Genomic DNA, 13,151 nt, shown 5'->3' with positions numbered 1-13,151 from the left:
TGATTCCGGCTGTGCCCAAGGCACAACTCACCCCATTTTTTGGCACACTAGGGAGCACAGTTATTTGAGCAAGGGTGGGTGCCTGAGACTGTGGCCACCCATTTTGAACGGCAACTAAAACGTCTGCGCAGTGACTTGCTGCGCCTAGGGGCACTGGTGGAAAGTGCCTGTCAACTGGCCTATGGTGCTCTGATTGAGCGAAATCTCCTCAGTGTTGAGCAGTTGATCCAAAGGGAACAAGACATTAACCGCAGTGCTCAAGAACTCAATCGCCAGGCGATCGCCCTGCTGACATTGCAAGCCGCTGTGGCAGAGGATCTGCGATTTCTGGTCATGCTTTCCCACTTCTGTCGCGATCTAGCGCTCATCGGCGATGATGCCCTTGAAATTGGCCGTGCTGCTCAAACGCTGCTGCGGTACCCACCCCCACCTTACTTTGAGGACCTCCGCTTGATGTTCGAGAGATCGCAACTGTTGCTATCGGCCGCCCTATCCGCCATTGCCAATTTTGATCCTGAGGCGGGAGTCGCCCTAGCCAACTGCGATGATGCCGTCGATGCCGACTACCAACGTCTTTATGGGCGACTTTGCGCCCCTTTGAATCCCCAAGAGCCGGTGGAACTGCGCTTGATCCTACTGCTGCTGATTCGCAACTTGGAGCGCATTGGTGACCATGCGACAACTATTAGCCAGCGTGTCCGCTTCATTGTGCGGGGGGAAGGCCTTTAGGAAAAATTGATGTTTTATGCTCGCTGTGGACCTAATTGAGTCCACAACCTTTGAGAATAGAACTAGTCCTAATTCATAAGTGTTGTTGTGCCCGTGCTCTAACCTGAGGATGGGTTTGTTGGGAGGTAAGGCATGCGGTTAAGCCGTCGTTCTTTTTTGTATGGTGCTGCGGCACTGACACTGATGCCGTGGGTTTGGCAAACGGCAGGCGGCTCCTGGGCAGACTCCCTTCGTCCGTGGCGAGTCCTCCTGATTGGCATTAACCACTATCCCCAGTTGGCCGGTGTGCCCCCCTTAGCGGGTTGTCTGACAGATGTTCAGCTAGTGAAAAACCTGTTGTTAGACGGGTGGGGGCTGGCGGACGGTGACATTACACTCCTGACGGAACAGGCGGCAACCCTGGATGCTGTCCAAGAAACCCTAGGGGTGCTGGAGCGCTCTGGTCAGCCCCTTTTGGTTTACTTTAGTGGCTATGGCACCCTCTGGCAGCAACAACCAGCGCTGGTTTTGGCGGATGCCACAAGAGCTGGTGAGGGCATCTTACCTCTGGCTGAATTACTGCGTACCAAAGGGGTACAGGTATGGCTCGACACTCGCTTTAGCCCGCCCCCCATTGAGGGGGAGATGCTGCGTTGGCGATTTGTCCCGTTGCACCCCGGAGAGACCCGTGGCATAGGCCAAGTTCCCAAAGATCATCTCCTCTGGGCTGATTTGGGAGTAGAAACACACCTGAATGGTGTCCCTATGGGACTCTTTACTGCTAGTTTTAGCCATTATCTAGCGGCTTTGGGGGGCGATCGCCCCTTGGCAACGAGCCTGATGTACACAGCCGATGAACTGCGCTGGCAAACGGGGGCAGAAATGCGTCTGGTGAGCGACGGGTTAGCGGCGAACCTCACCCTATCCCCAGGATTTGATGGTGTAGTGCAGGCAATAGGGCGCGATCGCTCCCTACAAATCTGGTGTGGCGGCCTCAGTCCTTGGCTGTTGACCTACTGTCATCCCCACAGTCGCTGGAGCACTGCCGATGGTGGCACCGTGGTTGATATGGCGAGTTTTAATGGCCTGCTGGCCCAAGGAGTCAGCAGTCAGCCTCTGCAAGTGGGCGATCGCCTCTATGAACAACAGCGGCGTTTAGGGAAAAATCTCCATCTGCAGGTGGCCCTCGACACCAACCTCAGCAAAATTGAGCGCGTGGATGCCATCAATGCCCTGGCCAATGAAGAAAAAGCTGCCGTCCTCAACAGCAGTGACTCCCTGCCGGATGTGGTTCTCACCAAAAGTGAGACAGCGGGCAGTTATGGGCTGGAGTGGCCAGTAGGGACGTTGTTGGAACACAGTTGTAGTGGTAGCAATGAAGCCGCCAAAGCCGGTATCCGTCGCTTGAACCCCCTACTGAATGCCCTCCTGGCCCAGAAATGGCTGACCCTAACGCTCAATCCCACCTCCAGTCAGGTGGCTGTGTGTACAACTCTTGAACAACTATCGCCAACAGCAAAACTCTTGAGCCGCCAATCCCCCCCCCGCAGTCCCAATCCCCTTCCAGATGTCCTGAGCACTAAGCTGCCAGCCATGAATTTACACAGCCCCCTCACCTTGGCCAAGGGAGATACTTGCCGCTGGAGCCTCTACAACTATGGCGATCGCCCCCTCAACATTGTCGCCCTTGCCTGGGATAGCAGTCAGGGGATGCTCCTGCTGCCGCTGCAAACGCAGTCGTGGCAGTTAGCGGTTGCCCCCGGCTTGAATATTCCCCTCTATACTTGGACGCTGAATCGCCCTTGCCAATGGCTGAAGGTCTTTATCATCAGCAGCCCCCGTCCTCTGAGCCGTTTTAGTCAACTGAGTAGCCACCCCAATCATTCAGAGCCATTCCTAATTTCTGGTGAGGATAGTCTTGCCTTGGTTCTCGGTCTGCTAGGGGATCTCAGCAGTGAACCGGAAGGGAATGAGTTTTGCTTGGATGTGCGGGAGTGGTGTACCCAAGGCTTCACATTGCGGGTGGTCTAGGCCAAGCGGCGCCGTAATAGCGGTTGGATCAGTAGGCTCATTCCTAGGGCGACAGTCAAAAGGATTAGCAGTGCCGCTCCCAAGCTCAGTGACCCCCAAGGAGCCACCATCACCACATCGCTCAACCGCCAATCGGGGTGCAGATAGACATAGCGAATTGGTTCAATGGCCAAACTGAGGGGGTTGAGGCTAGCAATCCACTGCAACCAGCGAGGCATAAACGACAGGGGCACCAAGGCGGTACTGGCAAAGAGTAACGGTAGGTTGATGACAAAAATAACGGCCAACAATTCGATGTGCCCCGGCAAGGCAAAGGTAAGACCGAGGCTCAAGGCCGTTACGCCGAAAACCAAAATCAGCACCGTTGCCAAGACAACCCCAATACCCGCTAAATTGGGTAGCCCCGTTCCTAGGAGTGCCCCCAAGCTGGCGATCGCCCCCACCTGAATCAGACTTAGGGTGGTAATAAACAACGCCGAGGCGAGAACAATTGAAAACCGCGAAGCCAACGGTGCCACCAACAGCCGATTCAAAAACCCAAATTCACGGTCAAACATCACCGGCAACCCCGCATTGAGGGCACCACTAAAGGCCGTAAAGACAATAATGCCAGCGCAAAGAAACTGACCATAACTCGTGCTCTCGCCAAAGAGGCCCTGCGGCACATTTTGGAAGAGGGCACCAAAGAGGACCAGCCAAATCAAGGGTTGTACCACCCCCGCCACCAGTGTGGAAGGGCGCCGTTGCAGTTGGATAAACAGGCGACGGGTTAAAGCCAGTGTTTCCTGAACAAATTCACCTGAGAAAATACTGGGAACAGCCGTTGCTGCAGCGGTGCTCATAGGGCAACTCCAAGATTAAACCTACTTTCTAGGTTAACAATGCCTCTCAACCTTGGCGGTAGCTGTCCTTTCGCTCTTTTTCGGCTTTGCCGGTGCCACCTGCATTGCCCAATTGCGGGTGAGGAGCATGCGTGGATGAATTAAGCGATGCTGATCAATCAGCCACAACAGCGTGCGATCGCACACTCGCCACACCGCCTCCTGTAAATTTTGGTGAGCCACCTTGCGCAATTCCTCGAGCTCCACCGTCTGGCCCCGCCCTGGCTCCAAGCTATCCGCAAGAAACACGACACAACTCAAGGCATCCATGCCGGCTTGACCCAAGGTGTGATTGGCGATGGCTGCTAAGACCTGCTCATCAGTCACACCAAATTGCTGCCGCGCCACCAAAGCACTGATGTCGGCATGGAGCAAATGGGGATCTGCTTCGTCTACCTCTGTAATGGGTAGCCCCGCCTCCCGTGCCATACTTAACAATCGCTCTGGAGGAAAGTACTTCGCCAAATCATGCAGTAATCCAGCCCAAGCAGCGCGATCCACATCCAAGCCATGGTGTAGAGCTAGCTCCGCCGCCATTGTTTCCACCCTCAGGATGTGCTGTAGTCGTGGCGCAGGTACATTTGCCGCTAGCCAGGCCAAAACCTGCTGGCGATCGCACAAGGAGTCCTTAGGACTAGCTGTCACAAGCGGGGTCATAGCCAAAGCCACACCAGGGAGGATGAAGTGCTACCCTTGTATCATAACAAAGGCTCTTTTCACAAGGTCGGGAGATCTTCAAAACAGTCAAAGCCCCTGTCGGGAAGGATCAGCGTTCTCCTGAGACATCCCATACTTGAGAAAAGGGCTCCAGACTTCTTGTCAAACTTCCGTAATTTCACGGATAGGGCGAGGCAAAGAAAAAAGAGTATCGTAAAAGTACAGAATCGTTTTGTGAAAACTACTGAGTTATGCTAGCGGTGGGGGTATATTCCTGTAAGCTTTGACTTCAAAAAAAACAGGTCACCCTATCTCCCTTCCCCCCTTGTTGAACGTGCTGTTCATCTTCTTGGCTGCTTATGAGTTATTGCCTAAATCCGAACTGTACCAAACCAGACAACCCTGACGATGTCGATGTTTGCCAAGCCTGCGGCAGCAAACTTCTACTCAATGATCAATACAAGGCAATTAAAGTTCTAGGGCGAGGGGGGTTCGGTGCTACCTTTTTGGCCATTGATACGCGACTGCCGGGCAATCCCACCTGTGTGATTAAACAGTTGCGACCCGCCGCCACAGCTCCCCACATCATAGCGATGGCGCGGGAGCTTTTTTTGCGGGAAGCCACAACCTTGGGTAAAGTTGGCAATCACCCACAATTGCCTCGGCTGCTCGGCTACTTTGAAAATGAAAATGAATTTTACCTGATCCAAGAATACGTGGGTGGCCTTACCCTGCAACAGGAGGTCAAGCGCTTTGGGCCCAAAAGCGAAGAAGAGGTAAAGCAGGTTTTGCAGGAAGTGCTGCCCATCCTTGATTACCTACACCAAAATAGTGTCATTCACCGCGACATTAAGCCGGCTAATCTCATCCGCCGTGATCTTGATAACAGGTTGGTGCTGATTGACTTTGGTGCCGTGAAAGACAAAGTCACGCAGGCCATGGTGGAAAATGCCCCGGAGCTATCCACATTTACCAGCTTCGCCGTGGGAACCCCCATGTATGCGCCGCCAGAGCAAATGGCCATGCGTCCGGTCTATGCCAGTGACATTTATGCCCTTGGGGTCACCTGTGTCTATTTACTGACCGCTAAATCCCCCAAGGAAATTGAACGGGATCCGCGCACCGGCGAATGGCATTGGCAGCGCTACGTCAAGAATATTTCCCCTGAGTTTGCTGCTCTCCTCAACAAAATGCTCCAGGATGCGGTTAAAGATCGCTACCAAACCGCCATGGATGTCCTTGCGGATCTGCAACTACTTGAGTCCAAACAAGCAGCTGGTGGGGCTGCTCCTACTGTTGCCGCAGAGGATGATGACCTCAGCAATGCCCTTTCGACCCCGCCGACCCAAAACCGTTCCCGTGTTCCTGGAGCACCTAAGCGCTCCAGTTATGCCTCATCGGTGAGTCAAAATGCCCAAGCGGCGCGAGTGCGCCAATCAAAGATGACAGGGACCCAATTGGGAGGCCCACCCGTTGTCGGAACTGGTCCCGGTCAACACCTCCGCGCCAAAGTCACACCACGGATGACAGCGGCACAGGTGCTCACAGCCTATAAACGGGGAGAGCGAGATTTTATGGATGTCGATCTCTCCAATGTTGTCCTCCGCAATGCGGATCTGGCGGGGGCTAACTTTGCCAACGCCAATTTTACCAATGCAGATTTGAAAGGCTGTATTCTTGCCAATGCTGTATTGCGGGAAGCCAATTTTCAGGGAGCTAACCTGAATGATGCCAATCTCTGCGGTGCCTATCTGGTGCAAGCCAACTTTGAGAGGGCAAATTTGAAGGGGGCAAAACTACTGGATGCCTCGATCTCAGGAGCAAACTTTACCGGTGCCGACATTTCTGGAGCAGACTTTAGTATGGTCTCGGGATTCGTTCAAGGTCAGCTCGATCACGCCAAGAAGAACTGGTTTACAAAGTTGCCTAAATAGAGGGGCAAGTTTGCCCCCATTCTCTTAGGACATCAGACACTTATCGGAGTCACAGCCGGCTGGCCCTGCCTCCGTCAGGGGTTGGCTATAGCGCGATAGGGCTTCATGGAAATCATGGACCCGCTTGCGCCGAGCAACTGCCGCAACTTCCTGCTCATAGCGTTCTTTGCTAATGGGTTCAAAGGGCAGCCGGGGGAATGTTTCATGGGCATCAAAGCGTGCCAAGAGGGCCGCAGAAATATACCCTTGATCCTGCTGAATCGCCGTGTAAATTGCTGTGGCAAGGGGTTCCACTTCAGCTTCCCGTAGCTCAATGGTGGCACTGGTGTTGTGGGTGGTGTAATGTTGCTGCACCTGCATATAGAAGTCAAACTGCGCTAAAGCGGAAAACTGGCTAATATCAATCGTGTCTGCCCCCGCCAGATCTGCCCAAGAGACAGCAACGGGAATTTCGACCAGCCACTCGGTACACCGCGGATCAAAGGGATCATCCAGAAGCTTACCCGTCTCATCCTTATCGGACTGGGAGGGAATGACATTGTAGCCATAGTCATAGCAAGCCATCGCTACTGGGTCGCCCTTGCGGAAGGTAATCCGCCGAATAAAGCGTTGGGCCTTGGGGGGATGCCAACCGGGGGAGGCACCCGTCAGCAGGGATTTAGTACCGGAGGGTTGGACAGTGGTACAACGGTTGGGGCGCTTGAGGCCATGGCGATCGCAATACTCCCAAACGGTTTCATGGACAATCCGCCGCCAGCGTTGGAGGAAGGCTGCTTCTTGGGCCTTGAACTCCCGCCCTTGGGGTGTATCGGGACGCCCTGCGGCCCACCATTGGAGCCAAGGCACACCAAAGGCATGGACAAAGAAATCGAAGAGTCCCGTAAAGCTGACGCCCACAATGGGATCAACGGCACGGGAGTATTGATAGCGCTCAACCACAAACCGATGGTTTAACAGGGCGGCAACGGAGAGGGCGCCGGCTTTGAACGCTTTTTCTTGGGTGGCTGTATCCGCTGGATCAATCTGATTGAGGTGAATTTCCGCCAGGTTACAGTGAAAATCCGCACCAATAATTTCCCCACAGGGATTGAGGCCATAGCGACCCAGGCGGTGGGCAAGCTCCCGCTGATCCATGGCAGGCAACAGCTTCTGCAAAAAGGCGTCCCCCTGTTGATTTTCATAGGCACGCAGAAAAGCCTGCTTTAGATGGGGTGTGGTTAGAAGATCGGCATTGGCGCGGGCGATCGCCTCCCCTGCCCATTGAATAGCCCCTTCCCCAGAATAGAACTGACTCCGCACCGCATTGATACATTCTTCAAGACTAGGCTTCCTGTGGAAGACACGGGTATGGTTGGCCATTCGCAGGGCATCCCGCTTGGGATCAATGCGCCAATTGCCCTGCTCATCCTGCTGCCAGAGGTTTTGCTTCGCCTGGGCAAACGCCTCATCATCACTAGCGCCCTGACGCATGCCAGCCGATCGCCTCACATTACCTGCAACGACGACAACGGCTGCCTCATCAATCAGCAGACAGCACTCCACAGCGGTCAACTGCCGACCCACTGCAGCATTCAACAGAGCAGCACAGCGATGGTAGAGCTCTGGCAGCTTGACTGGATTGGCCACTCCCCCAAACCCCTTGAGCCGCTCACCTGTCGGACGCACATCACTTATGTCAATCGTTACCTGCACTGAACCACCGAGGTGCGGGTTACTGGCTAGCTCAAGAAGCGTTTGGTAGGACTTCACCCAGCCTTGGCGGCTATCCCCCACTTTAATCTGGCAGGTCTGCCCGCTGAGTGTGACGGTGGTGTGCTCTTGACGCGCTTCCCTGGGGGTTTGACCAATGTTGCCGACAACGGTGACCTCTAGGCGATTGCAAATGGGGGGTAACTGAGAGATGTATTTTGGCTCCAGAATCGCCCCCGTGCCACAGCCCTGCATGGCCAAGTCCATCATGAGGCCAAAGGAGTCCCAATCCACGACATTGGTGCTGGTGCAGTTGTAGGCACCGGAAAAGTTCTCCGGCTGGCGTACCCAATCAGTGCCGCCGACCCACAGCCAACGGCCAGAGGGCAGTGCCTTCAGCTCCTGCTGCATTTCTCTTAGCAGTGCCACTTCTGCTTCGGTGAGGTGTCCCACTTCCTGTAGGCCTTTGAGGGTGCGATCGCACACCTGTTGCCAACTCTCCCGCTCGCCCGCTTCATTTTGGCGGCTGTAGGTACGGTAAAACACGGGATAGGCTGTGGGGGCTGTCGTGGGGAAGCTGGTTTGGGGACGGGGAGGATTTTGCACCATAGGGTCAGGATTTAATGGCTAATACTAGGTGTAGTGTACCGAAGCCATCCTTGGCGGTCAATAAGCACTAATCCTAGGGTGATCCCCAACTCCCCTGCCACAGCGATAGGGAGATGCTAAGATAGCAGGAAGTTTTTGCTTTGGGTCCAGAGTCAATGGTTGCTGCTCCCTCGACATCCTTCAGTACTGAGGCCTTTGACCAAGTGGTGATGACCACCTATGGCCGCTTTCCGATTACGCTCGTGCGCGGTGAAGGCTGTCGGGTTTGGGATGATCAAGGCCGCAGCTATTTAGACTTTGTGGCGGGAATTGCCACCTGTACCCTCGGCCATGCCCATCCGGCCTTAGTGGAGACGGTCAGCCGCCAAATGCAAACGCTGCACCACGTTTCGAATCTGTATTACATTCCCCAACAGGGGGCATTGGCGCAGTGGTTGGTGGCTCACTCCTGTGGCGATCGCGTCTTTTTCTGCAATTCTGGTGCTGAAGCCAACGAAGCTGCCATTAAACTGGCCCGTAAATATGCCCATACCGTTCGCCACATTGCTAACCCGATCATCATTACAGCACAGGCCAGCTTCCACGGACGTACCCTGGCCACGATTACCGCTACGGGGCAACCAAAATACCAAAAACACTTTGACCCCTTGGTGCCCGGCTTTGCCTATGTGCCCTACAACGACTTAGGTGCCCTAGAAGCCCTCGTGGCCTCCTTGGATCAACCGGAACCGCAAGTGGCCGCCATTCTTTTGGAGCCCTTGCAGGGGGAAGGGGGAGTCCGCCCCGGCGATCGCGCCTACTTTGAGCAGGTACGCCAACTCTGCACAGAAAAAGGCATTCTCCTGATTTTTGATGAAGTGCAAGTGGGCATGGGTCGCACGGGGTCCCTGTGGGGCTATGAAACCCTCGGTGTCGAACCGGATATTTTCACCGCCGCCAAAGGCCTTGCCGGGGGCGTTCCCATTGGTGCCATGATTGCCAAGGAGTTTTGTGCCGTCTTTCAGCCGGGGGATCATGCCAGTACCTTTGGCGGTAACCCCTTGGCCACAGCAGCAGCCCTCACCGTCTGTGAGACCCTTGAAAAAGAGAATCTCCTCGAAAATGTGCGCGATCGCGGGCAGCAACTGCGGACAGGACTCCAGGAACTGGCGGCCGCCTATCCCCAAGTTATTGCCGAAGTGCGCGGCTGGGGGCTGATCCGCGGTCTTGAACTCCAACCCGACACCCCTCTCACCGCTGCTGAAGTCGTCAAAGCCGCCCTTGCTGAGGGGCTATTGCTGGTGCCGGCGGGGCCGAAGGTGGTGCGCTTTGTCCCTCCTCTCATTGTCAGTGCTGCCGAGATTGATATGGCCTTAGGGGCAATGGGCCGAGCCTTTGCCCACTTAACAGCCTAATACTTGAGCCTCAGGAGATGAGGAGCCAGAAGGTGGCCAAATGGTTTAGCAGGGTCAGCGGGTTGTCTAGTAAGTGCTATTTTTTTGTGCCCTGCTGGGGCATCTGGGGTTGGCTTTGCCCTTGGTATGAGCTCTGCCTTGCCTCAGGGATGCTCGGTGTTGGAGAAATGGCTCAAAGGGCGGTGGTGGCTAGCCCATTGGTGCTGGCCTCGGGACTTATCCGCTGCTGAAACGGTAACCCTATTGCTCGAGACTAAAGCACATCCTGACGCTTTTGAAAGACCCCCACTAGTCCCAGCATGAGGGCAATAATGCCCCCTAAGCGCAGGTGATTGGCAGTAACATTGGCCTTGAAGGTCTGCCCCTGAAGACTCCAAAAGCGATCAATGAGGGCTTCACCGCTGGCGATCGCCCGCCCTCGCTGCTCTTTCCAGAGGGCAAATTGGTCTTGCCAGCGCTCCATGGCCGTCTGATAGTTTTTGACCCGCTGATTGTACTCCTCAACGCGATCGCGATAGGCCTGATCAAACTCTAAGACAGACTTGGGCAGTGCCGGTGGATCACCTGGTTCCGCAGGTCGGGGGGGTTCTGGTTCATCCACAGCGGGGTGGTACTCCTTGCGCACTCCCGGAAAGCGGCAACGCCGGAAGAGGTTCTCGCCAAAGCAGGGACACTCAGCCAAAGCTTCAGGACTTCGCTTCTCCCGTACCGACTTTGGTTGCTGCCAGCAGGGATCTTGAGCCACATCCTGACCAAAGCCCAAGAGGGAAACGACATTGGCATAGCCCCAGCGGGTCAAGGTGACATTGCTGAGCCAATTGCCCAGTGGCCCTAGATCCTTGAGGGGAATAATGGCACCGGCAAAGGTAATCTGCGGCACCAAAAAGAGAATCGTGAGTAGAGGAGCCACCGTCTGAGTGGGGGAGAGGGCAGAAACCAGTAACCCCATTACCATGCCGCCAAAGGTCACTAGAAACAGTGTCAAGTAAAGGCCAGCGATCGCCCCAATTCCCAGGCTCAGGTTGATCGCCAAAAACTTCATCCCCAAGAAAATGGCTGCTTGGTATAGTGCCAGGACCGCCGCTGGGCCAAGCTTCGAAAAAATATAGGGCCACAGCCCCAACCCCACCATCCGCTCACGGCGATAGATCTCCAGTTCCTTGACAATTTCGCGCATTGTGGTTAAACTGCCCACCATCACGGCAATGAGCACCGTGACAAAGGCCATCGTAAATGCCTGCCCCGCATCCCCCTGATCTGGATCAAGAATCATTGGCTTCCAGAGGACAAAATCCAAGGCTCCCAAAATTGGTGCCAAAGAGAGCATGAGAATAAGGGCCGCCCGATCCTGTCGCAAAATGGCCAAGTTTCGCTGGATGAGAATCCACCACTGCCGCCATGGTGCCACTCGCGGAATCGTGGCTTTTTGACGTTGGGGTTGGACCTGGCGCGTTGCCCCTGTATCCACATTGAGGGGACGCTGTCGCTCCACCACATAGGTTTGATACAGATGAGACTGGCGATAACGTTGCTGCCAGAGGGCTGGATTAGCTTCGCTCTCAATCTTGAGGTAAATTTCATCAAAATCTTGAACATCAAAATAGCTGAGGGCTTGATCCGGTGGCCCAAAATAGGCAAGGTGGCCGCCCCGCGCCAAAAACACCACCAAATCGCAGAGCATCACATTCTTAGTGGCATGGGTAATGAGTAAAATCGTTCGCCCCTGATCCGCCAACTGGCGCAAGAGGCGCATCATTTGGGTTTCCGTGCCCGGATCCAAGCCAGAGGTTGCCTCATCCAAGAAAAACAAACTAGGGCGGGTGAGCAATTCCACACCAATCGACACCCGCTTGCGCTGACCACCACTCAGTTCCTTGACAAGGACATGCCGCTGCGCTGTCAACTCCAACTCCGCCAGAACCCGGTTCACCTGTTCCTGTCGCTCTTGATCGCTAAAATCAGCGGGTAGGCGCAGTCGTGCTGCATAATCTAGGGCTTGAGCCACAGTTAACTGCCGGTGAATAATGTCATCCTGAGGCACATAGCCAATCTGGGTGCGGTATGTTCCAAAGTAGCGGTACAGATCATAGCCGTTGACCAGTACCGTGCCCTCGGTGGCAGGACGAAAACCATTGAGGGCATCGAGCAGCGTGGATTTACCAGCACCACTGCCACCGACAATGGCGACAAACTCGCGGGGCAAAATGGAAAGGGAAATATCTTGCAGGAGCTTCGCCCCCTTAGGGGTGGTTTTACTGAGGTGGATGGCATCGAGACGTAGGTTACCACTGTCATTGTGGGGAACAATGGTTTCGTCGGGGGTAAAAACAGAACTATAGGGACCAATGCGCACCAGGGCTCCCGCTGGCAAGGGCGTCGGTTTGCGGGGGTCAAGGCGCCGGTTGTTGACAAAGGTGCCGTTGGCGGAGTCGAGATCGACGATGTACCACTGTCCCTCTTGGAGATAGAGGCGAGCGTGGAACCGTGAGACAACGGGATGATCCAGCACCATATCATTGCTGGGATCGCGGCCAATCCGAACCCGCTGGCGATCGCGCAGTTGGAGGGGGCGAGTTTGCTCAACAACCTCCGTGGCAGGCATCAACAGATATGTGAGGCGCAGAGATTCCCCCACATGAATGACATCTCCCGGTGCCAAGGTATGTTCGCTAATCGTTGTGCCGCGCCAGTGAAGGCCATTCTTGCTGCCCAAGTCAATGATTTTGTAGTGATCCGCCGATCGCACCAGCTTGGCATGGTGAAAGGACACAAAGGGATGGTCAATGGTAATGTCTGCCTTCGGATCCCGACCGAGAATCAGTTCCTCCTTGAGCAGCGGAAACTCCTGCAACCAGTGAGGCGTGGCCACCTGCAAAATAGGGGTACTCGCAGCCCCCATCACGACCGTGCCCGGCAGTTCCGTTGTTGTCACGCCATCTGGCTCGAAAATGGCTTCAAAGTCACCAATTCGTAGGCGATCGCCCGCCTTGAGAACCACAGGGGTGCGGGGCCGCAGCTTTGTGCCATTCAAAAAAGTGCCACTGGCGCTCCCGAGATCCGCCACTTGGTAGCCTGTTTCGGTGCGAAGAATCAAGGCATGGTGGCGGGAAATCCCCTCGCCGACGAGAATCACTTGGCTTTGGGGGTCAGTACCAATGCTCAGGCGATCGCGCCCCAGTTGAATTTGCTGTTGTGAACCATCAGCCCCTAAGAGCTTGAGAATGGGCACAGCCATATCCCTTGTTTAG

At 55.0% G+C, this 13,151-nt stretch carries 8 protein-coding genes; 4 read left to right on the top strand and 4 right to left on the bottom strand.

The annotated features are described in order from the left end of the window. Positions 1-78 precede the first annotated feature (78 nt). Together phoU and Q0W94_RS09855 are read left to right on the top strand one after the other, a co-directional pair. On the top strand, positions 79-729 hold the full coding sequence (phoU, locus tag Q0W94_RS09860; protein WP_297758490.1) for a phosphate signaling complex protein PhoU: 651 nt from the start codon (positions 79-81) through the stop codon (positions 727-729). Between the two features lie 132 nt (positions 730-861). Continuing rightward, the gene (locus tag Q0W94_RS09855; protein WP_297758488.1) at positions 862-2,739 is read left to right on the top strand and encodes a caspase family protein; all 1,878 of its coding nucleotides are present in this window, start codon (positions 862-864) and stop codon (positions 2,737-2,739) included. Here the strand turns inward: Q0W94_RS09855 and Q0W94_RS09850 are convergent. Then, positions 2,736-3,581 (bottom strand): ABC transporter permease, encoded by an 846-nt coding sequence (locus Q0W94_RS09850; protein WP_297758486.1) that lies wholly within the window; start codon positions 3,579-3,581, stop codon positions 2,736-2,738. The two genes, Q0W94_RS09855 and Q0W94_RS09850, sit on opposite strands and share 4 nt — an antisense overlap. A gap of 33 nt (positions 3,582-3,614) precedes the next feature. After that, a complete protein-coding gene (gene yqeK, locus Q0W94_RS09845) occupies positions 3,615-4,277 on the bottom strand; it encodes a bis(5'-nucleosyl)-tetraphosphatase (symmetrical) YqeK (RefSeq protein WP_297758483.1) in 663 nt (220 codons plus the stop codon). A gap of 359 nt (positions 4,278-4,636) precedes the next feature. On the opposite strand from yqeK, the gene Q0W94_RS09840 reads away from it, so the two are divergent. After that, the gene (locus Q0W94_RS09840; RefSeq protein WP_297758480.1) at positions 4,637-6,211 is read left to right on the top strand and encodes a serine/threonine-protein kinase; all 1,575 of its coding nucleotides are present in this window, start codon (positions 4,637-4,639) and stop codon (positions 6,209-6,211) included. A 24-nt stretch (positions 6,212-6,235) separates the two neighbouring features. On the opposite strand, the gene nrdJ is transcribed toward Q0W94_RS09840, so the two are convergent. Continuing rightward, a complete protein-coding gene (gene nrdJ, locus Q0W94_RS09835) occupies positions 6,236-8,509 on the bottom strand; it encodes a ribonucleoside-triphosphate reductase, adenosylcobalamin-dependent (RefSeq protein ID WP_297758477.1) in 2,274 nt (757 codons plus the stop codon). Positions 8,510-8,664: 155 nt separating this feature from the next. Between nrdJ and Q0W94_RS09830 the strand changes: the two genes are divergently transcribed. Further along, positions 8,665-9,903 (top strand): aspartate aminotransferase family protein, encoded by a 1,239-nt coding sequence (locus Q0W94_RS09830; RefSeq protein WP_297758474.1) that lies wholly within the window; start codon positions 8,665-8,667, stop codon positions 9,901-9,903. Positions 9,904-10,156: 253 nt separating this feature from the next. On the opposite strand, the gene Q0W94_RS09825 is transcribed toward Q0W94_RS09830, so the two are convergent. Continuing rightward, positions 10,157-13,138 carry an ABC transporter ATP-binding protein/permease gene (locus tag Q0W94_RS09825; RefSeq protein WP_297758471.1) on the bottom strand — a complete coding sequence of 994 codons (2,982 nt, stop codon included), beginning with the start codon at positions 13,136-13,138 and terminating at the stop codon, positions 10,157-10,159. Positions 13,139-13,151 lie beyond the last annotated feature (13 nt).

Source organism: Thermosynechococcus sp., assembly GCF_025999095.1.
GTDB lineage: Bacteria > Cyanobacteriota > Cyanobacteriia > Thermosynechococcales > Thermosynechococcaceae > Thermosynechococcus.
Note: the sequence above shows the minus strand (reverse complement) of the source record. Positions and strands in the feature narration are given on the sequence as shown.